The following is a 21,686-nucleotide window of genomic DNA, read 5'->3' as shown; positions in this document are numbered from 1 at the left end:
GCCAAAGCAAAAAGAGTTCGGAATTTTCCGAACTCTTTTTTTGTGACGTAGTTGAATTAAATATGAACTAGGTTTGCAAAGAGAGGCACCACCACGTCGACCACAATCGAAATGATGACAACGGAGATGGCTGCCATTGAACCTTGAACTTCCCCTAGTTCTAAGGCCTTGGCAGAACCAAGGGTGTGACCAGCCGTTCCCAAGCCTAATCCCACCCCAATGGGGTTCTTGAGGTGGAAGATTTTAATGAGCCAGTCCCCAATTGCGTAAATGATAACGGCGTTGAGGATGCAGGCCATGGCGGTGATGGCCGGAATTCCATGGATTCCAGCGGCAATGGGCATGGCCACGGCGGTAGTAGCAGCTTGGGGTAACATCGAAGCGATTCCAGCGTTGTTTAATCCCAATAACTTCGAAACAAAGTACATGATGACAACCGAAATGGTCAAGCCGATGATTAACGACAGGATGATTTCTAACCAGTATTTCTTAACGATGTCATTGCGCTTGAATAGGGGCAGGGCAAAGGCAATCGTGGCTGGGTATAAGAACCAGAAGATGATGTCGCCACCGGGTTTGTAAAGGTTTTTGTAAACCCAAGTCACATCTAATTTGGTGACAGCGGCGATCATCCAGAGAATAAAGATCCCGAGCACCATGCTGACAAACAGCGGTTGAAAGAGGAAGAAGCCCTTGGTTTTTTTAAACAAGAACGTTCCAATCAAATACACAACGAGCGACAGGGCGATTCCAAACATGGGAGTCCCCAAAAATTTTAGTAATTCTGCTTGCATTTGTGGTTACTCCTTTCCCGAAAATAAAAGTTTCCGGAGCCAAATTAACGCTGTGGCAACGAGGGCCACTGATACCAACATGACGACCGTAGAAATTAAAATCATGATGACCATTTGGAGTCCAGAGTGCTTCATGATGTCTAAATCGGCAGCGAGTTGAATCCCCGATGGAACAAAAAGGAACGCTAGGATGCTAATTAAAAAGTTTCCCACTTTTTCCACGTGCAGGGGTTTAATGATGTGAAAGGTTAACAGCAAGTACAGAATAATTAAACCGACCACTGGCGCTGGAACCGGGAAGTTCTTGGGGAAGAGGGCGGAAATTATGTAAGAAACAAAGAGCACAACCGCGTAGATCCCCATCTGAACCATGATGGGGGCCGCTGCTGGCGCATTAGATGAATTTTTGGATGACATAAAAAAGCTCCTTTCAAAATTGTGATATATTTCACTACTTTTATTATAACAGAGCTTAATGTAAACGCAATCATTCCCCGGAATTAGGGACAGGAACCTCGACAAACTGCTTTCCCATGAGCTTAATGGTTACATTTCCCGCCAGCAAATTTTGGAGGTCAGTTTGCAGTTCTTCTAGGTGCTCAACTGCTACTGAGGTCGTGACGGTGACACTAGCTTGGTAGTCAACGTTTTGAATGACGAAGTCGTGGGTAGTGAGAAAGTAATTCAACTGGTCGTAGTTTTTGTAGTCAACTGTGATTTGGAGGCCTTCGTGAGTGACCCGCTCTACGATACCAACGGTGGTAATGACCTGAGCAGCAGACCCACTGTAAGCCCGAATTAAACCGCCCGCCCCAAGTTTGATGCCACCAAAGTAACGGGTCACGACAATGGCCACGTTATGAAGTTGATTTTTTTTGATTACTTCCAAAATGGGTACTCCGGCAGTTCCACTCGGTTCTCCATTATCGCTTTCGCGTTGAATCTGATCAGTTTCGCCACAGACGTAGGCAAAGCAGTTGTGGGTGGCTTTCTTGTGCTCGGTTTGGATTTGTTGGATGAAGTTATTAGCGCCATCCTCACTTTGAATGCGGGCTACGTTAGCAATGAATTTTGATTTTTTGATGTCGATTTCATGATTGCCAGCGTGCGCAATCGTTAAAAAGGGTTGATCCATGATGAAATCCTTTCCGTATCTTAGGTTAGAGGTGAAGCAAATGAATGAACAAAGTTTTTGGGGGCGGTTAGTTCCACTAGCACCGTCAACGGTTAGAGCACTTGAACTGCCCACCCCAATTCAGACTAGTCCGGCGGTAGAAATTCAAAAGGTCTCCCTTCATTGTAACCGATGCCAAACTGATTGTGAAAAGGAGCAGCAAAGACTCCCCAGTGGGGATTATTATTGTCGGGCGTGTTTGAACTTAGGGCGGTTAGACACGGGACTCCAGCTCGTGAGCCTGTCCGAGCCGAATGCCTTTATCCCGGTGGAGGATTCCTTGCAGTGGTCGGGACATTTAACCCCGCAACAACAGAGCTGTGCCAATCAGGTCCAACGAGCATTTCAGAACCAGGAACACTTGTTACTATGGGCCGTGACGGGAGCAGGCAAGACGGAAATTTCTTTTCCAGGGGTTGCTTGGGCATTAAATCACGGCCTGCGGGTTGCAATTGCAGCACCACGTGTGGATGTTTGTGGTGAACTCTATCCTCGCTATCAAGCTGTGTTCCCCACGGTTCCAATCGCACTCCTGCATGGTCATAGTGATACGGGCTACGGATACCGGCAACTAACAATCTGTACGACTCACCAACTGCTTCGCTTCCAAGCGGCATTTGATGTTTTAATTCTAGATGAGGTCGATGCGTTTCCGTATGCGGATAATCCAATGCTAGAGCAGGCTGCTCAGCGGGCGTTAAAACCGCACGGGGCCTGGTTGTTAATGACAGCGACTCCGAGCGTACGATTGCAACGGGAGTATCGCGGACGGATCGCTTACCTGCCCCGGCGGTTTCACGGGCATCCGCTTCCCCAAATTCAGTGGCGAATTGCATTTCGCTGGCGCCAGCAATTGGAACGCGGGCAACTTCCGCGACGATTACGCCGGTTGTTATGGATTAAAATCCACAACCAGCAACCCTTTTTACTGTTTGTTCCGCGCATTCGGGATCTGGCGGTGGTGGATCGGTATTTACAGCGGCATTTTCGAGCAGCGTGTCGCTGGGAAACGGTTCATGCCGGCGATTCTGAACGAATTAGGAAGGTGGAGCAGATGCGTCAGCGGACGGTGCTTTTTTTAGTGACCACCACAATTTTAGAACGAGGAGTGACTTTTCCTGGGATTGACGTGATTATTTTGGGAGGAGATGATCGGGTGTTCTCTGTGGCCTCTTTAGTCCAAATGGCTGGACGAGTCGGACGCAAGGCAACTTGTCCTACCGGTCACGTTGATTGTATTGTCAGTGGTTATACGAAAAACGTTCGTAAAGCACGCCAACAAATTGCTCACATGAATCGACGGGGAGCAACCGATGTCTGAGCTGTGTTTGTGGTGTGCTAATCCGTTACGCCCCAATTTATCCCTAACGTTCTTATTAAGCGGACGAGAATATACTCCCCCGCGACTTTGCCGGCGCTGTCAGGAATTGTTCATTCCACCCGTTGGCAGCCAGTGTCCTCAATGTGGCCGGTTTCAAGCCGAATCGGTTCCCTGCCGTGATTGTCAGGAATGGAAAAAGCGGAGTGGCGTTCCCCTCGTTAATCAAGCCGTGTACCCGTACCATGGAATCATGCAAAGTTATCTTGAGCGGTATAAATTTCAGGGAGATTATGTGCTTCGGTGGTTAGTCAAGCAGCGACTAGAACGGTGCCTGCAGCACAAGCAGGAGTTGATCATTCCTATCCCGATAACGGCCACGCAACGAAAGCAACGAAAGTTTAACCAAGTAGAAGGCTGGCTGACGGAAGTAGTGTGGGTGGCAGCATTAGTAGCAAGACCTCGAGCGATTAGTCAACATCAGCAAACGCGGGCACAACGGTTGCAAACCCGGGAACCATTTACGCTGAACGAGCAGGTTTTAGACCAACTTCAAGGATCCCACGTTTGTTTGGTGGATGATGTCTATACAACCGGACAAACGCTCCACGAAGCACAACGATTGTTACTCAGTAATGGAGTACAAACGGTGCGAAGCGTTACACTGGCTCGGTAATTAATTGTTATTTTAGGTTAAATTCACTATAATTAAAGTAGTAGGGTTTTACCTGCAGGAATTCGTAAAGGAGATTTACATCATGCTAACTTTTAACGTGCGGGGTGACGACGTTGACGTCACGGACCAGGTTCGTCAGACCATTGGTGACCAAATTGACCAAATTAATACAGAGCTCGCGGATGGGGTTTCAGCCGTCGCTCACGTTAACCTAGTTAGTTATCCTAACCAGTTGATTAAAGCGGAAATTACGATTATTTTTCCTTTCCTCTTACTGCGCGGTGAAGCCACGACCAATCTGCTGGATACTAGCGTGAAAAACGCGGTGGAACAAATCATGAGTCAGATTCACCGCTATCGTGAGAACGTGAATGAACATGCCGAACAAAGTGGCCATCCGAAGCTCTTTCAAGAGAAAGCGAGCCCAGCGGTTATGCTGGACGTGGTGCGTAAGAAGCGGATTCCGTTAAAGCAGATGGATTCTGAAACCGCTATTTTACAAATGAATTTACTCAATCACGATTTTTACATCTATAAAGACATTAATAACGAAACCATTAATATTATTTACCGACGGAATGATGGTCATTATGGACAAATTACGACGGAAAGTTAATGGTTTGATTATTGTGCTAAGTTAGAGCTCTCAAAAACTAGTTTTTGAGAGCTTTCCTGTTCTTACACAAAGGAGACAGATTTTTAATTAAGGAAACAAAATGGTAAAATGAAAGGTATCTAACTAGTAATAACCAGTACACGATTCTGAAACATCAAGGAGATTGAGAGCATGCCAACAAACGTATTAAAAAAATGGGTGGAAAGCGATAAACGCCGAATTAAACAGCTCGGTAAAATTGCCGATCAGGTTAGTTCTTATTCTGAAGAATATCGTAAACTTAGCGATACCGATCTACAGGCGAAAACGCCCGAATTACAAAAACGCTATCAAGACGGAGAAAGTTTGGATGACTTACTTCCCGAAGCCTTTGCCGTTGTTCGCGAGGGCGCACGGCGGGTACTTGGAATGACACCGTTTCGGGTGCAAATCATGGGTGGGATTGTTTTACACGAAGGAAACATTGCCGAGATGAAGACCGGGGAAGGGAAAACCCTGACAGCCACAATGCCTGTGTACCTTAATGCCATTTCTGGTAAGGGAGTACACGTGGTAACTGTGAACGAATATCTGTCTGCTCGTGATGCGGAACAAATGGGAGAGCTATACAACTGGCTCGGTTTGACGGTGGGAGTTAACACCGCCGAAAAGAATCCAGAAGAAAAACGGGCCGCTTATAACGCCGACATTACTTACTCCACGAACAGTGAAATTGGATTTGACTACCTGCGAGATAACATGGTGGTTTATAAGGAAGATCGAGTCCAACGGCCGTTAAACTTTGCCCTTGTCGACGAAGTGGATTCCATTCTAATTGATGAGGCCCGGACGCCATTGATTATTTCGGGACAAGCTCAGGGAGCCAACGAGTTGTATCGCCAAGCCGACCAGTTTGCAAAGACTCTAACTGCCGAGGATGACTTTAAGGTTGACCTCGAAACGAAGACCGTTTCGCTAACGGAACAGGGGATCAAGAAGGCCGACAAATTCTTTAACCTGAAAAACATTTATGATCCCGATAATACGGCCTTAACCCACCACATTGACCAAGCTTTACGGGCGAACTATGTGATGGAACGAGACAAGGACTACGTGGTAAAGGACGATGAGGTCTTAATCGTGGATTCCTTTACCGGACGAATCATGGAAGGCCGGCGTTTCTCTGATGGTTTGCACCAAGCGCTCGAAGCAAAGGAAGGGGTTACCATCCAGGAAGAAAGCAAGACGATGGCTAACATTACCTACCAGAACCTCTTTCGGCGTTACAGTAAGCTAGCTGGGATGACGGGAACTGCGAAAACGGAACAAGAAGAGTTCCGTGAGATTTATAACATGAACGTGGTGGCCATTCCAACCAACAAGCCTGTGGTACGGATCGATGAACCAGACGTTCTTTACCCAACCTTACAGTCCAAGTTTGATGCCGTAATTGATAAGGTTAAGGCGTTGCATAAACGGGGTCAACCAATCCTATTGGGTACGGTGGCTGTGGAAACTTCTGAATACCTGTCACAACGATTGGATCAAGAACACGTACCCCACGTGGTGTTGAACGCCAAGAATCATGCTAAGGAAGCAGACATCGTGGCTAACGCTGGGCAAAAAGGGGCTGTGACCATTGCCACTAATATGGCTGGTCGGGGAACCGATATTAAATTAGGACCTGGCGTCGTTGGCGTGGGTGGTTTAGCCGTGATTGGTACGGAACGGCACGAATCTCGGCGGATTGATAACCAACTCCGGGGCCGGGCTGGCCGGCAAGGAGACCCTGGTTACTCACAATTCTACTTATCTCTAGAGGATGACCTGATGCGGCGCTTTGGGTCAGAACGAATTAAAAACGTTTTAAATACTTTAAAAGTGGAAGACGACGATGCGGTAATTCGGAGTCGGATGATTACGCGCCAAGTTGAATCTGCCCAAAAGCGGGTTGAAGGGAATAACTACGACTCACGGAAAAACGTGTTGAAGTACGATAACGTCATGTCGGAACAACGGGATGTGATTTACGGTGAACGAAACCGGGTCATTGAAGAAGACAAGTCGTTGAAGTGGGTCATTATGCCGATGGTAAAACGGACCATTGATCGGATCGTGTCCCTGCATACTCAGGGAGACCAAAAGGACTGGAACTTAGATACCATTTTGGACTTTGCGATTAGTTCTTTGGTTAGTCCAAACGAAATTGGGATTGACGATTTACAAGGGAAAAATGCTGAACAAATTAAGGATTACCTCTATCAATTAGCGGAAAAAGCCTACGACCAAAAGGCCAACCAGTTCCCAGACCCAAGTCAGTTCTTGGAATTTGAAAAGGTTGTAATTCTGCGGGTGGTTGATGACCACTGGACCAATCACATTGACGCCATGGACCAATTACGAGAATCAATTGGGCTGCGGGGTTACGGTCAGTTGAATCCGCTGGTAGAATACCAACGGGAAGGATTCCGAATGTTTGAAGAAATGGTTGCAGACATTGATTACGATGTCACCCGGCTCTTCATGAAGGCCGAAATCCGGCAAAACATTCAAAGATAACAAGACAGGCGAAGGACCATGGTTCTTCGCTTTTTCTTGGCATGATACTTGCTCACTAGAGGAGGAACAATGATGATGGAATTAAGTACTGCAAAAGCCAAAGTGGCAGAGATTAACGACGCCATTAGTAACTTTAGGGGGTCTCTTTGACCTGGATCAGTTAAACGAAGATATTAGCATTAACGAGGCTAAGATGGCACAGCCTGGTTTCTGGGATGATCAGCAAGCCGCCCAGGAATTAATTACGACCACCAACCATCTGAAGGCAAAGTATGATCAGTTTCACCAACTAGAAACAGAAGCGGAGAACCTGGAAGTTAGTTTGGAACTGCTGACGGAAGCAAGTGATCCTGATTTAGAACACGATTTTGAACGTGATTTAGCCCAAACCGAAGAGCACCTGCAAAATTACCAGTTAAGTCTGTTGTTAAACGGCAAATACGATCATAATAATGCCATCGTAGAAATTCACCCGGGAGCCGGGGGAACAGAAGCCGAAGACTGGGCAGAAATGTTACTCCGGATGTACACCCGCTGGGCAGAACAAAACAATTTTAAGGTGGAAATTGATGACTACCAACCCGGTGAAGTTGCCGGTTTAAGTAGTGTGACAATGACCGTAAGTGGGCCCAATGCTTACGGGTATCTGAAGGCTGAAAAGGGGATTCATCGGTTGGTGCGGCTGTCTCCGTTTGATTCAGCGGGGCGACGGCATACTTCCTTTGCGTCTGTTGATGTAATGCCGGAATTAGACGAGAGCGTGACGGTAGAGATTAATCCTGATGACTTACGGATTGATGTCTTTCGTTCGAGCGGAGCTGGGGGTCAGCACATTAACAAAACCTCTTCCGCCGTTCGGATTACTCACCTGCCAACGGGAATCGTTACGTCCAGTCAAGCCCAGCGTTCTCAACTTCAAAACCGGGTGACGGCGATGAATATGTTAAAATCAAAGTTGTATGAACGTGAAGAACAAAAGAAGGCTGAGGAAAAAGCCAAATTAGCGGGAACTCAGTTAGACATTGGCTGGGGATCACAAATTCGTTCCTACGTTTTTCACCCTTATACGATGGTTAAAGATCACCGAACTGGTTACGAAACGGCCAACGGGAAAGCGGTGATGGATGGGGATTTGAATCCGTTTATTAACGCGTACTTACAGTGGAAATTACAACAAGATAATCAATAAGGATGGCAATTATGCAACAGTTACTATTTAACGTCTTATTTTTCTTTATGATGCCGGTGTTCTGGTTGGGAATCGGGCGCACCCTCGTCGATCACCATTTACGGATGAAGCGGGAACGTGATCTTTACGGAAGCGCGATTAATCCGAAGCACACCGAGCTGAAGACCTTTTTGCTGGGGACAATTGGATTAGGAATCGTAGGTTCCATCCTCTCCTTTGGGTTTGGAATCGAAGTATCCTTTGCATGGATCTTTGCTTACGAAGTGATCATGGCGTTCATGGTCGTAATTCCTGGATTTATGTTTCCGTTTGCGGGCATGGGAATCTTGATGCTGTTAATTTTACTGTTAGGAAATAATTTCTACACTCACATTCTTAATGGTAACTTTAATTTAACCCTGCAAAACACGATGCCCGTTGGAATGAACTTCTTGGAGTTACTAACGGTGATGCTGATTCTGCAGTATCTGTTCTTGAAGTTTAATCGAAAATCGGTAAACTCACCGGTGCTTAGTAAAAATATCCGGGGGAACCGGGTCGCTTCGTACCTGTTCAACAAATTTACGGTTGTTCCACTAGTTTTTTTGGTACCGGGTCAATTGTTCGTTGCAAACAGTCCCTTCTGGCCAATGTTTCGGCTGTTTGGAAGTAAGGTTAGCATCTTAGTCGTTCCGTTTTTGATTGGGTACCGCTTTAAGTTCATTAGTGATATGTCAGAAAATATTGTGAAACGATTAGCGAATGCTACTGGGTGGTTAGCTTGGTTAAGTCTGGGATTAACGGTCGATGCCTTTCTCTGGAAGAACTTATGGTTTGAAGTGGCCGCAATTATCGTCTTGCTATTGGCCTATGCAATGGTGCTGTACCATTACCACCGAGTGGATCGCAAGGCGTCAGCCAAACAGGTGGAACAAGCCGTGGATGGGATTCGGATTTTAGCCGTAAAACCTAACACTCCAGCTAGCAAGATGAAACTCCAAACGGGAGATTTGATTTTAGAGGTTAACGACCAAGCGGTTCGCAATGAGGACCAATTATACCGGGCCTTACAGAGTAATCCCACTTTCTGTCATTTGAAGATTAAGAATCGGGATGGTCAACTAGAGCTGAAGGATTCGGCCATTTATGCTGGAGCTCCCCATGAAATTGGGATTGTGACTTTTCCCAAGGATGAAACAGGAGTACAAAAATGAGAGTGATTAGTCGGTGGCTGGTTAATTTCATTTTGTTATTAGCCTTTGCTACTATTTTTCCAACTTCCTTTTACATCGAAAGTTGGCAGGTCGCACTAGGGGCGGCCGCCGTTTTAACCCTTTTACAAGTTTTAATTAAACCGATTTTATCGATTCTGTTTTTGCCGATTAACATCTTGACGTTTGGGCTTTTTAACCTGGTGTTGAACGCCCTAATCTTAGAATTAACCGCGGTGTTAGTCGGACCGATGATGAGCTTTTCCTCGTTTGGAATGGTTTTTTTAATCTCTTTGTTAATGTCAATTTGCAACTACTTCATTACCCCGGACGTGTAACCAAGGAGGATTTTCATGAGTAATAACAGTGTGAGCGTTAAAGAATTAGTGGAAAATACCCATTTGAGTGTTTTTTCGGGGTCTGATCATCTAGATCGCTCCATTACGACCAGTGATATTTCGCGGCCCGGGCTGGAATTAACCGGTTACTTTGCCTACTATCCGTCAGAACGAATTCAGTTGCTGGGAATTACGGAAACTTCATTTGCAAAACACTTGGAAGAAAAAGACTTACAGGAATACATGACGCGGTTGTGTCAACCAGATACGCCGGCCTTTGTGATTTCGACAGCCATTGAACCACCCGTGGAACTGGTTCGCGCCGCCAAAGCCGCTGGCATTCCCATCCTTGAATCGAAGTTAAACACCTCCCGGGTGCTGAGTAACATGACTGACTACCTAGAAGCCCAGCTAGCTCCCCGTCAGTCCATTCATGGAGTACTAGTAGAAGTCTATGGGGTTGGAATTCTGATTACCGGTGATTCTGGGATCGGAAAGAGTGAAACCGCATTAGAACTAGTTAAACGGGGGCACCGGCTGATTGCTGATGACCGGGTAGACGTTCATCAACATGACGAACAGGATTTAATTGGGCAGGCCCCAAAGATTTTGAATCATCTGTTAGAAATTCGGGGAATCGGAATCATTGACGTCATGACCCTCTTTGGAACCGGGGCGGTGCGGTCAGAAACCCGGATTGACCTTATTATCCACTTAGACATTTGGGAGAAGGGTAAGAAGTATGATCGGCTGGGGACCGGTGATGCCAAACAACGGATTTTTGACGTGGAAGTCAAGCAACTCGACATCCCGGTTAAACCCGGCCGAAATTTAGCGATTATCATTGAAACGGCTGCGATGAACTTCCGGGCCAACACGATGGGGTACAACGCTACTAATATGTTTGACGAAGAGTTAAATGGGTTGATTAAGGAACACAGTCAAGAAGATCAACCCAAGGCAGACGAGGGACACTAGGGAGGCTGAATCACAATGTTTGCAATTGCAGCCTTAAATCCGATTGCGATTAGTTTCGGTCCCTTCAACGTTCGCTGGTATGGAATCATCATTGCAACTGCCGTGTTACTGGCGGTTTGGTTAGCAATGCGCGAAGTGCACCGCCAGGGCCTTAATGAGGACCTGGTGTACAACTTAATTCTCGGAGCCATCCCCATTGCGATTGTTTCGGCTCGCCTATACTACGTCGTCTTTCGGTGGAATTACTATGCGAGTCACCCCGGTGAAATCATTGCGATCTGGGACGGAGGCATTGCCATTTATGGAGCACTTCTTGGTGCGGGACTCTTCATTTGGTGGTTCTGTCGCCGGCACCAAATGTCTTTGTGGCAGGTTTTTGATATTGCTGCACCGACCGTGGTGATGGCACAAGGAATCGGGCGTTGGGGCAACTTCATGAATCAAGAAGCCTATGGAGCGATTACCAGCCATTCTTTTCTTGCACATTTACACCTGCCAGCCGTGATTATGCAGCAAATGTTAATCGACGGAGCGTATCGGCAACCCACCTTTCTCTACGAATCACTATGGGACTTGTTGGGCTTCGTCCTCTTGCTAACCATGCGCCACTCTAATCATCTTTTTAAGCGTGGGGAAATCTTTTTAACCTACGTGATGTGGTATGCATACGGACGTTTCTTTACCGAAGGCATGCGCACCGACAGCTTAATGTTAGGGCCGCTGCGGGTTTCGCAGGTGCTCTCAGTGGTTCTGTGCGTGGGAGCGCTGGTCGTGTTAATTTATCGCCGTCGCGCTGATCAGAATTTACAATGGTACGATGTGGAAAATGCTAAAGGAGACAATTAATTAAATGAAAACTAAAATTGCCGTATTGGGAGCCGGATCGTGGGGGAGCATGTTAGCTGCCATCTTAAACGAAAACGGACACACCGTTCAGTTGTGGACGAGAAGCGCTGCCCAAGCTGAAGAATTGAACCAGCAACATACCAACGAAAAATACATTAAAAACTACACGTTTCCCACTAACTTACGGGCAACCACTGATTTAGAGACTGCCCTCACGGATGCTACGGACGTTCTCTTCATTGTTCCTGCCCAGGCAACGCGTTCTGTTGCTGCAGACGTTGCTCCTATTTTACAAAAGTTAGACCTGAAACCCCATTTGATTCATGGAAGTAAGGGATTAGAAACAACGACCCACCTGCGGATTTCCCAAGTATTAGCAGAAACGATTGCTCCAGAGCAACGGGAGAGCATCTCTGTCATTTCGGGACCAAGTCATGCGGAGGGAGTCGCACAGCACGACCCCACGCTAGTAACCGTAGCGAGTGATGATTTTGATGCTGCAACCCACTTTCAAAAGCTTTTTATGAATGATTACTTCCGGGTTTACACCAACTCCGATGTGATTGGAGTCGAGTTTGGGGGCGCCTTAAAGAACATCATTGCCTTAGCTTCAGGAGCGCTAGCTGGGCTAGGTTATGGTGATAATTCGCGGGCTGCTTTAATGACCCGCGGGGTGGCTGAGATTTCCCGACTAGGAGTTAGTTTTGGAGCTAATCCACTGACCTTTGCTGGTCTCTCTGGAATGGGGGACGTCATTGTGACGGCAACTAGTACCAACTCGCGGAATTATCGCGCCGGGTATCAACTCGGTCAGGGAATTCCGTTAGCTGATGTAATTGCAAACATGGGAATGGTGATCGAAGGAATTGCCACCAGCCAAGCAGCCTATGATTTAGCACAGACAACGGGAATTTCAATGCCGATTACGGAAGCCATTCACGCCGTGTTGAACCAGGAAGAAACGGTTCCAGCGGCCATCCATGCGTTGATGACCCGGGAAGGACAAACCGAAAACGGTTAACTGGAAACGGAAAGCTAATTCTTTTACTAACTTTAAGTAAGTGTGTTAGGATGATGCTAGTAAAAGTGATCAGCAATGAGGTGAATAAAATGACGAAAAAATACGATGTAATTGTAATTGGAGCAGGACCAGCTGGAATGACAGCTGCTTTATACGCTTCACGGGCAGAACTGTCCGTTTTGATGCTAGATCGTGGGGTTTACGGTGGGCAAATGAATAACACCGCAGAAATCGAAAACTACACGGGCTTTAAGTCCATTTTAGGTCCAGATCTATCGGAAAAAATGTATGAAAGTAGCACCCAGTTCGGCGTTGAGTATGCCTACGGAGAAGTTACCGGGATTGAACTGGCTGGGAACCAAAAGATCGTTCACACCGCTGAAGAGCAATTTGAAGCATCAGCCGTTATCATTGGTTCGGGGTCAGAATACCGAAAGCTCGGGGTTCCTGGTGAAGACCAGTACGGTGGTCGGGGAGTTTCATACTGTGCCGTTTGTGACGGAGCTTTCTTTAAGAATGAAGACGTCGTCGTGGTCGGCGGTGGTGACTCGGCCGTTCAAGAGGCCACTTATCTAGCCAACCTTGCCAAAAAGGTCACGGTTGTACACCGACGCGACCAGTTGCGGGCCCAAAAGATCTTGCAAGATCGGGCTTTTGCACGCGATAACATTGAGTTTATCTGGAACAGTAACGTGACAGAAATTCTGGGTGACGACAAAAAGGTCACGGGGGTAGCCCTCAAGAATAACCAAACTGGGGAAACGAGTGAATTACCAACGGCAGGAGTCTTTGTGTACGTCGGAATTCTCCCAATCTCTGGAGCCTTCACTCAGTTAGGCATTACTGATGAGCAAGGCTGGATTATTACCAACGACCAGATGGAAACTAAGGTACCAGGAATTTTTGCGGTCGGGGACGTCCGGAAAAAGGGCCTGCGTCAGATTACCACGGCAGTTGGTGACGGTGGCATTGCGGGTCAAGCCGTCTTTGATTACGTCGAATCCGTTAAAAGTAAATAAACCAAGGAAAGAGGGGCTCAAAGAGCGCTTCTTTTTTTGTTTGGCGAAAGTATGTTCGTGTGCTAAGATAATAATTAACTGACTAGTTGACTAAAATAGCTAGCATCTGCGACTTATCACTAATTAAGAATAAGAGGATCATCATGGTTACCAAAACACAAAATAAATTTGAGTTGGTGTCTAAGTACCAACCCACCGGCGATCAGCCTACGGCCATTGCTAAAATTGATGCGGGGTTACAGGCGGGCGATAAAGAACAAACCCTGTTAGGGGCAACCGGAACCGGAAAAACGTTTACGATGGCCAACATTATTCGGGATCAAAACCGACCAACGCTGGTTTTAGCGCACAACAAAACGTTGGCGGGTCAGCTGTATAACGAGTTAAAGGAATTTTTCCCCCACAATGCCGTGGAGTACTTCGTAAGTTACTATGATTTTTATCAACCAGAGGCCTACGTGCCATCTAGTGATACATACATTGAAAAGGATGCTTCGATTAACGACGAAATTGACCAACTCCGACACGCGGCAACGAGTGCATTGTTGTCCCGCAACGATGTGATTGTCGTGGCTTCCGTTTCATCAATCTTTGGATTAGGGAATCCCGAAGAATACCAAAACCACACCGTTTCGCTTCGGGTTGGTGATGAAATGGAACGGGATGTGTTTCTGCGTAAACTGGTTAACATTCAGTTTCAACGGAACGATATTGATTTTGATCGGGGCCGTTTTCGGGTTCATGGAGATACCGTGGAAGTCTTTCCGGCTTCTGGAACCCAGAACGCCTACCGCATCGAATTTTTTGGTGATGAAATTGATAAGATTACCGAAGTCAACACATTAACTGGTGAAGTGATTGGGGAACCAAACGTGGTCACCTTGTTCCCGGCCACCCACTTTTTAACCAACGATGAAATCATGAACGTGGCGCTTCCAGAAATCAAAGCGGACATGGAAACTCAGGTTGGAAAACTGGAACACGCTGGAAAACTGTTAGAAGCACAGCGGTTAAAGCAACGGACGACCTATGACCTCGAAATGATGCGAGAAATGGGGTATACCTCGGGAATTGAAAATTATTCCCGTTACATGGATCGCAGAAAACCCGGTGAACCACCGTATACCTTACTGGATTTCTTTCCAAAGGACTTTTTGATGTTCATCGATGAATCCCACCAGACTGTCCCGCAAGTTCGCGGGATGTTGAAGGGAGATCGGGCCCGGAAGAAACAGTTGATTGACTATGGGTTTCGATTGCCAAGTGCCTACGATAATCGTCCTCTGAATTTTGAAGAATTTGAAAAACACATTCACCAGGTCGTGTACATGTCAGCTACTCCTGGTGATTATGAATTAGAACACAGTAGCCAGGTAGTCGAACAAATCATTCGACCAACGGGACTATTGGATCCGACAGTGGAGGTGCGGCCCACTAAGGATCAGATGGATGACTTACTGGGAGAAATTAACGCGCGGGTTAAAAAGCACCAACGGACGTTTGTGACTACCTTGACCAAGAAGATGGCTGAGGATTTAACCGACTATCTAAAGGATCTGGGAGTTAAAGTAAAGTACCTGCACAGTGACATTAAAACCTTGGAACGAACCCGGATTATTCGGGATCTCCGACTGGGAAAGTTCGACGTTTTAATTGGGATTAATCTGCTTCGAGAGGGAATTGATGTGCCAGAAGTTTCCCTGGTTGCCATTTTGGATGCTGATAAGGAAGGCTTCTTGCGCAACGAACGCTCACTGATTCAGACGATTGGACGGGCCGCTCGAAACGAAGATGGTCATGTAATTATGTATGCAGACCACGTGACGGATTCGATGCAGTTGGCCATGGATGAAACCCAACGGCGGCGTGATAAGCAAATTGCTTATAATCAGGAACACCACCAAGAACCACACACGATCATTAAACCAATTGAAAAGGTTATCTCGGCTTACAAACAAACGGAAGCGGACCACTACAACAAGGAAAAACCGTTTGCAGAGTCGGACTTTGAACAAATGAGTACCAAAGAGCAGCAGCAAGTGTTGCAAAACCTGAGTGATGAGATGCAAACCGCCGCGCGTCAGCTAGATTTTGAACAGGCTGCAAATTTGCGTGATACAATTAAAAAGTTAAAGCAAGAAATGGATTAATAAACGAAGGAGGTGGAACTGGTGGCCAATGATGTGATTAAGATTCGGGGTGCCCGTGAACACAACTTAAAGGACGTGAACGTTGATATTCCGAAGAATAAACTGGTGGTAATGACGGGACTGTCCGGTTCGGGGAAGAGTTCTTTAGCATTTGATACCCTATATGCGGAAGGACAACGGCGGTACGTAGAGAGTTTATCCTCCTACGCGCGTCAGTTTTTAGGTCAGATGAACAAACCAGACGTGGATTCGATTACGGGACTGAGTCCGGCTATTTCGATTGATCAGAAAACAACGTCAAAAAACCCGCGGTCCACGGTGGGAACGGTTACGGAAATTAACGACTACCTGCGGTTATTGTGGGCCCGGGTAGGAACCCCCGTTTGTCCTAACGACGGTACGGTCATTCAGAGCCAGTCGGTGGATCAGATGATTGATCGGACCCTGGAACTGCCAGAACGAACGAGATTACAAATTTTATCGCCCATCGTGCGTTCCAAACGGGGACAGCACAAGAAAGTCTTACAACGAATTAAAAAAGAAGGATTTGTCCGCATCATTGTTGATGGCGAACAGCATGACGTCAACGATGAACTCGATTTGAATAAGAACCAACGGCATGACATTAGCATTGTAATTGATCGAATCGTCGTGAAACCAGGGATTAACGCCCGTTTGTCTGATTCACTAGAAACGGCTCTACGCTTGAGTGAGGGCTATGCCACGTTGGATTTCTTGGGGAAACGAGAACCACTGTTATTTTCTGAACACTATGCCTGTCCAGTGTGCGGGTTTACCGTGGGCCAATTAGAACCACGCCTGTTCTCATTCAACTCGCCGCTCGGGGCTTGTCCAGAGTGTGATGGACTCGGAGCTAAATTAGAAGTAGATGAAGAACTTGTGATTCCGGATCCAGGCAAAACCCTCCGTGAAGGGGTAATTGAACCTTGGAATCCGATTAGTTCCAAGTACTACCCAACACTTTTAGAGCAAGCAGCGGCTGCATTTAAGATTGATATGGATACGCCGTTTGAACAGCTTCCCAAAGCACAGCAAGATTTGCTTTTACATGGTTCCCAGGGAAAAGAATTTCACTTCCACTACGAAAGTGACTTTGGGGGCGTGCGGGATGCTGACGTTCCGTTTGAAGGTGTGATGAATAACATTGCACGCCGTTATCATGACACTAGTAGTGACTTTACCCGGGATCAAATGCGTAAATACATGCGCGAGTTAACCTGTCAGGCTTGTCAGGGGTTGCGGTTAAACGAAAAGGCTCTGGCGGTGAAAATCAACGGCTTGAGTATTGCCGAAGTTTGTGAGCAAAACATTACGGACGAGTTTCACTTCTTTGAGAAGGTAGAACTTGGCGAACAGGATACAACGATTGCTAAACCAGTGATTAAAGAGATTCGGGATCGTTTGGATTTCTTGCTCAACGTGGGGTTAAGTTATTTGACGCTCTCTCGGGCAGCCCGAACCCTTTCAGGTGGAGAAGCCCAACGGATTCGGTTAGCAACTCAAATTGGATCTAACCTATCGGGAATTCTGTACGTTTTGGATGAACCATCGATTGGGCTGCACCAACGCGATAACGCTCGCTTGATTAAATCGCTACAACAGATGCGAGATCTTGGAAACACCCTAGTTGTGGTAGAACACGATCAGGAGACGATGCTATCTGCTGACTATCTGGTTGACGTGGGCCCCGGAGCAGGGGCGAACGGAGGTCAAATTATGGCCACCGGGACCCCGACAGAAGTGGAACATAATCCGGCTTCTTTAACGGGGCAATATCTAGCGGGAGAGAAGTTTATTCCCGTACCCTTGCACCGGCGTTCTGGCACCGGAAAATTCGTGACGGTGAAGGGGGCTCAGGAAAATAATCTGAAAAACATCACGGTGAAATTTCCCCTGGGAGAGTTTAACGTCGTGACGGGAGTTTCGGGATCAGGAAAGTCAACGCTGGTGAATGATATTCTGAAGCGCGCTTTAGCCCAAAAACTTAACCATAATTCGGCTAAACCAGGACGTTATCGATCGCTAACGGGCTACCAACAGATTGAAAAATTAATTAACATTGATCAAAGTCCAATTGGACGGACTCCCCGGAGTAATCCGGCCACCTATACGGGGGTTTTTGATGATATTCGGGACTTATTTGCTAAGACCAATGAAGCGCAACTACGGGGGTATCACAAGGGACGCTTTAGTTTTAACATCAAGGGCGGTCGCTGTGAAACGTGTCATGGAGACGGAATCCTGAAGATTGGAATGGATTTTCTGCCGGATGTTTACGTTCCCTGCGAGGTTTGCCATGGGAAACGTTATAACGCCGAAACCCTCCAGGTAGAATACAAGGGCAAAAACATTGCTGAAGTGTTGGACTTAACGGTCCGCGAAGCGCTCGACTTTTTCTCGGCCATTCCAAAGATCACCCGCAAGTTACAAACGATTGCAGACGTTGGCCTGGGATACGTGAAGTTGGGACAACCAGCTACCACGCTGTCTGGAGGCGAGGCGCAACGGATGAAGCTTGCTTCTGAATTGCACAAACGGTCCTCCGGAAAGAACTTCTATATTTTGGATGAACCAACGACCGGCCTCCATACGGACGACGTGAAACGGCTATTGCAAGTCCTACAAGCCCTGGTTGATGAGGGAAACACCGTTTTAATCATCGAGCACAACATGGATGTAATTAAGCAAGCTGACCACGTGATTGATTTGGGTCCAGAAGGTGGAGACGCCGGGGGAACGGTGGTAGCTACCGGAACTCCGGAGGCAATTACGAAGGTGGCTGCTAGTTACACGGGCCAGTACTTAAAACCAATTTTGGCTCAAGACACTGCCCGGACCAAGGCCCAAAGCACAGATTAACGAAAGAATCGTCGCTGACGGTTCTTTTTTCTTAGGATGAAACACCCGGTATGCTATACTTAGACAAAGTTTGGAGGAGATTACAATGCGTACAGATGATCAGTTGGTAATCATAACCGGAATGAGTGGAGCGGGAAAAACCAAGGCCCTGCAAACTTTTGAAGACTTGGGGTACTTTTGTGTGGATAACCTGCCCACCGCTTTAATGGGAAAGTTTACGGAATTACTGCGAACCTCCAGTGAGATTAATCAAGTAGCCGTGGTCTTAGACTTGCGGTCAGCGGAATCCAGCCAGGCCGTAGTGCAGACTCTGCTTGAGATTGCTAAACGGCATGATGAACGCGAAGCAGTTCTCTTTTTGGATGCTGACACGGAAAAGTTGGTCTCTCGTTACGAAGAAAGTCGTAGAGATCACCCGTTAGCTCGGAACGGTCGGGTTGTGGATGGAATTGAAAAAGAACGGCAGTTGTTAAAATCAGTGCGCGCTAACGCTAGCTGGGTCATTGATACCACTGATTTGAAGCCACAGGATTTAAAAGCAAAAATTATTGCGCGGTTTGAACAGCGTGACTTTCCCCGTTTTCACGTTGAGTTAATGTCATTTGGGTTTAAATACGGGTTGCCGTTGGATGCTGACATGACGTTTGACGTCCGTTTTTTGGCCAACCCGTATTACTTACCAAAGTTGCGCGACCAAACTGGCAAAGACCAGCCGGTGTATGATTACGTTATGCAGCAGGATAGTGCCGAGGAATTCTTTACTAAGGCCCTTGATTTATTGGAATTTGAACTGCCCCGGATTCGCCAGAGTTCTAAGGCTAGTGAAACGATTGCCATCGGTTGTACCGGGGGTCAACACCGGTCGGTTGCAATGACCGAACGGTTCGCCAGCCATTTACGGAAACTGGGTTATGTAGTTAACGTAACCCACCGTGACATCGAACGACATAAAGGAGCATAGGAACTGCAATGGTAGATAAAGTTGCAAAACGAATTGATCGCCCCCGCATGGTGGTGATTGGCGGAGGGACCGGTTTGCCCGTGATCCTACGCAACCTGAAAAAACGAGATGTGGACATTACGGCGATCGTAACGGTGGCCGATGACGGGGGTTCGTCTGGAATCCTGCGAAATTACATCAACGTGTTACCGCCAGGCGACATTCGCAACGTGTTGGTAGCTTTGTCAACGTTACCGGAACTTTACCTGGATATTTTTCAGTATCGGTTTAAGTCTTCTGACAAGTTTTTGTCGGGGCATGCGATTGGAAACTTAATCATTACGGCACTCTCAGAGATGGAGGGAGGCTTTTTTGCAGCGGTGCAGGAATTAACCCGAATGATGCAGGTCGATGGTCACGTTTACCCAGTTTGTGACGAAGAACTAGTGCTTCATGCTGAATTTAGCGATGGGAGTCAATTGGCCGGAGAAGCCGAAATTACTGCGGCACAAAAGTTAGTAAAACGGGTCTGGGTAGAGTCACCGACCGATGATCATCAACCAGAGGCCGTTCCCGATGTGATCGATGCCATCATGAATGCAGATCAAATTGTGCTGGGACCCGGGAGTTTGTACACCAGTATCTTACCGAATCTGATGGTTAGTAACGTCGGACAAGCAGTGAAGAAAACCAGTGCCGAAGTGGTGTACATCTGTAACATCATGACCCAAAAAGGGGAGACGGACCACTTTACGGATGCCGATCACGTGCGGGTGCTAGACCGGCAATTAGGGCAACAGTTTGTTAACACGGTGTTGGTTAATAATCGGCCCGTCCCCGCTAGTTACATTGATCACCAACGGTGGGGAGACGAATCCCAACCGGTGGGCCATGACTACCAGGGGCTCAAGGATTTGGGCTGCCGGGTGATTTCATCTGATTTTTTAGAACTCAAGGATCATGGAGCGTTTCATAATGGTCAATTGGTTTCTAACGAATTGATTCGGTTACTCGGCCAACCAAAATTTAATCATTAGGAGGGTCGCGCGATGTCATATGCAAGTGATGTCAAAAAAGAACTGACCCGGTTAGAGGTGCATCGCACCAATGCCAAAGCAGAATTGATGGCTTTGATTCGGATGAATGGAACGCTGACATTATCCAATCAACACTTCTCGTTAGAAGTGCAGTCGGAAAACTCGGCCATTGCGCAACGCATCTATCGTTTGTTGTTGCAGTTTTATCAGGTGAAGGCCAGCGTTGTGGTTCGAAAAAAGATGAAACTTAAAAAGAATAACCTCTACGTGGTCCGGCTCCAGCAACGGGTAGAGCCCATTTTGGATGACCTTGGCATCTTGGACCACTACCAGATTTTAGAACGGGTACCGGTCGAATTGTTACAAGATGACCTGCAGGTTCGTTCCTACCTTCGGGGGGCCTTTTTAGCGGGAGGATCGGTTAATAATCCACAAACCTCACGGTACCACTTGGAAATCTACTCCCTCTACGAAGATCACAGTGAGATGTTAACCGAGATGATGAACCAGTATCACTTGGGAGCCAAGCAGACCAAACGGCGGAGTGGGTACATTGTCTACCTCAAAGAAGCCGAAAAAATTGCGGACTTTTTGCAATTGATTGGGGCAACGAATGCCATGTTAAAATTTGAGGACATTCGGATTGTGCGCGACATGCGGAACTCTGTGAACAGACTGGTCAACTGTGAAAATGCCAATATGAATAAGGTGGCCAACGCCTCAACCCGACAGATTGAAAACATTCAACTGATTGAAGAGCGGGTGGGCCTGGATGCTTTACCGCCCAAGCTTCGGGATGTAGCTGAAACCCGGTTGAAGAATCAGGAAGTTAGTTTAAAGGAACTCGGGGAACTGGTGGAAAATGGGCCCATCTCTAAATCGGGAGTGAATCATCGGCTTCATAAAATTAATGATTATGCCGAAAAGTTACGAGCAGAACTCTAAAAATGGTAAACAAAAAAGGCAGCGAGAAAATTTTCTC

General features: G+C 47.0%; 19 protein-coding genes. 16 read left to right on the top strand and 3 right to left on the bottom strand.

The window, feature by feature from the left end; all coding sequences use genetic code 11:
• Positions 1-56: 56 nt before the first annotated feature.
• From lrgB to M3M39_RS06840, 3 genes are all read right to left on the bottom strand, one after another.
• Positions 57-794: an antiholin-like protein LrgB gene (gene lrgB / locus M3M39_RS06850; RefSeq protein ID WP_252797102.1), complete on the bottom strand. Its 738-nt coding sequence runs from the start codon at positions 792-794 to the stop codon at positions 57-59.
• A 6-nt stretch (positions 795-800) separates the two neighbouring features.
• Complete coding sequence (locus tag M3M39_RS06845) at positions 801-1,211, bottom strand: CidA/LrgA family protein (RefSeq protein WP_252797101.1); 411 nt, start codon at positions 1,209-1,211, stop codon at positions 801-803.
• A gap of 70 nt (positions 1,212-1,281) precedes the next feature.
• Positions 1,282-1,929 (bottom strand): YigZ family protein, encoded by a 648-nt coding sequence (locus M3M39_RS06840; protein ID WP_252797100.1) that lies wholly within the window; start codon positions 1,927-1,929, stop codon positions 1,282-1,284.
• A gap of 40 nt (positions 1,930-1,969) precedes the next feature.
• On the opposite strand from M3M39_RS06840, the gene M3M39_RS06835 reads away from it, so the two are divergent.
• From M3M39_RS06835 to whiA, 16 genes are all read left to right on the top strand, one after another.
• On the top strand, positions 1,970-3,289 hold the full coding sequence (locus M3M39_RS06835) for an ATP-dependent helicase ComFA (RefSeq protein ID WP_252797099.1): 1,320 nt from the start codon (positions 1,970-1,972) through the stop codon (positions 3,287-3,289).
• Positions 3,282-3,962 (top strand): ComF family protein, encoded by a 681-nt coding sequence (locus M3M39_RS06830; protein WP_252797098.1) that lies wholly within the window; start codon positions 3,282-3,284, stop codon positions 3,960-3,962. Before M3M39_RS06835 ends, M3M39_RS06830 begins: the two co-directional genes overlap by 8 nt.
• 82 nt (positions 3,963-4,044) lie before the next feature.
• A complete protein-coding gene (locus M3M39_RS06825; protein WP_252797097.1) occupies positions 4,045-4,578 on the top strand; it encodes a ribosome hibernation promotion factor in 534 nt (177 codons plus the stop codon).
• Positions 4,579-4,749: 171 nt separating this feature from the next.
• A complete protein-coding gene (secA, locus tag M3M39_RS06820) occupies positions 4,750-7,116 on the top strand; it encodes a preprotein translocase subunit SecA (protein WP_252797096.1) in 2,367 nt (788 codons plus the stop codon).
• Between the two features lie 75 nt (positions 7,117-7,191).
• Positions 7,192-8,305 (top strand): peptide chain release factor 2 gene (gene prfB, locus M3M39_RS06815; protein ID WP_252798009.1). Its coding sequence is split into 2 segments (ribosomal slippage): positions 7,192-7,263 and positions 7,265-8,305, totalling 1,113 coding nucleotides; the frame shifts between segments, so codons are not numbered across the junction.
• 11 nt (positions 8,306-8,316) lie between these two features.
• Positions 8,317-9,498, top strand: a complete 1,182-nt coding sequence (locus M3M39_RS06810; protein ID WP_252797095.1) for a PDZ domain-containing protein — start codon at positions 8,317-8,319, stop codon at positions 9,496-9,498.
• The gene (locus M3M39_RS06805) at positions 9,495-9,833 is read left to right on the top strand and encodes a phage holin family protein (RefSeq protein ID WP_252797094.1); all 339 of its coding nucleotides are present in this window, start codon (positions 9,495-9,497) and stop codon (positions 9,831-9,833) included. Before M3M39_RS06810 ends, M3M39_RS06805 begins: the two co-directional genes overlap by 4 nt.
• A 15-nt stretch (positions 9,834-9,848) precedes the next feature.
• On the top strand, positions 9,849-10,811 hold the full coding sequence (hprK, locus tag M3M39_RS06800; protein WP_252797093.1) for an HPr(Ser) kinase/phosphatase: 963 nt from the start codon (positions 9,849-9,851) through the stop codon (positions 10,809-10,811).
• Between the two features lie 15 nt (positions 10,812-10,826).
• Entirely contained in the window at positions 10,827-11,657 is an 831-nt protein-coding gene (gene lgt / locus M3M39_RS06795; protein ID WP_252797092.1) for a prolipoprotein diacylglyceryl transferase, read from the top strand.
• A 4-nt stretch (positions 11,658-11,661) separates the two neighbouring features.
• Positions 11,662-12,678: an NAD(P)H-dependent glycerol-3-phosphate dehydrogenase gene (locus M3M39_RS06790; RefSeq protein ID WP_252797091.1), complete on the top strand. Its 1,017-nt coding sequence runs from the start codon at positions 11,662-11,664 to the stop codon at positions 12,676-12,678.
• Between the two features lie 89 nt (positions 12,679-12,767).
• Positions 12,768-13,697: a thioredoxin-disulfide reductase gene (gene trxB / locus M3M39_RS06785; RefSeq protein WP_252797090.1), complete on the top strand. Its 930-nt coding sequence runs from the start codon at positions 12,768-12,770 to the stop codon at positions 13,695-13,697.
• A 143-nt stretch (positions 13,698-13,840) separates the two neighbouring features.
• On the top strand, positions 13,841-15,847 hold the full coding sequence (gene uvrB / locus M3M39_RS06780) for an excinuclease ABC subunit UvrB (protein WP_252797089.1): 2,007 nt from the start codon (positions 13,841-13,843) through the stop codon (positions 15,845-15,847).
• A 21-nt stretch (positions 15,848-15,868) separates the two neighbouring features.
• Positions 15,869-18,727, top strand: coding sequence for an excinuclease ABC subunit UvrA (uvrA, locus tag M3M39_RS06775; RefSeq protein ID WP_252797088.1), 2,859 nt, complete (start codon positions 15,869-15,871; stop codon positions 18,725-18,727).
• 85 nt (positions 18,728-18,812) lie between these two features.
• Positions 18,813-19,688, top strand: coding sequence for an RNase adapter RapZ (rapZ, locus tag M3M39_RS06770; protein WP_252797087.1), 876 nt, complete (start codon positions 18,813-18,815; stop codon positions 19,686-19,688).
• A gap of 8 nt (positions 19,689-19,696) precedes the next feature.
• Positions 19,697-20,704 carry a gluconeogenesis factor YvcK family protein gene (locus M3M39_RS06765; RefSeq protein WP_252797086.1) on the top strand — a complete coding sequence of 336 codons (1,008 nt, stop codon included), beginning with the start codon at positions 19,697-19,699 and terminating at the stop codon, positions 20,702-20,704.
• A 12-nt stretch (positions 20,705-20,716) separates the two neighbouring features.
• Positions 20,717-21,649 (top strand): DNA-binding protein WhiA, encoded by a 933-nt coding sequence (gene whiA, locus M3M39_RS06760; protein WP_252797085.1) that lies wholly within the window; start codon positions 20,717-20,719, stop codon positions 21,647-21,649.
• Positions 21,650-21,686 lie beyond the last annotated feature (37 nt).

Origin of the sequence: Fructilactobacillus hinvesii, assembly GCF_024029435.1 — a bacterium.
GTDB lineage: Bacteria > Bacillota > Bacilli > Lactobacillales > Lactobacillaceae > Fructilactobacillus > Fructilactobacillus hinvesii.
The sequence above is the reverse complement of the archived record's forward strand: the minus strand, read 5'-3'. Positions and strand labels throughout refer to the sequence as shown.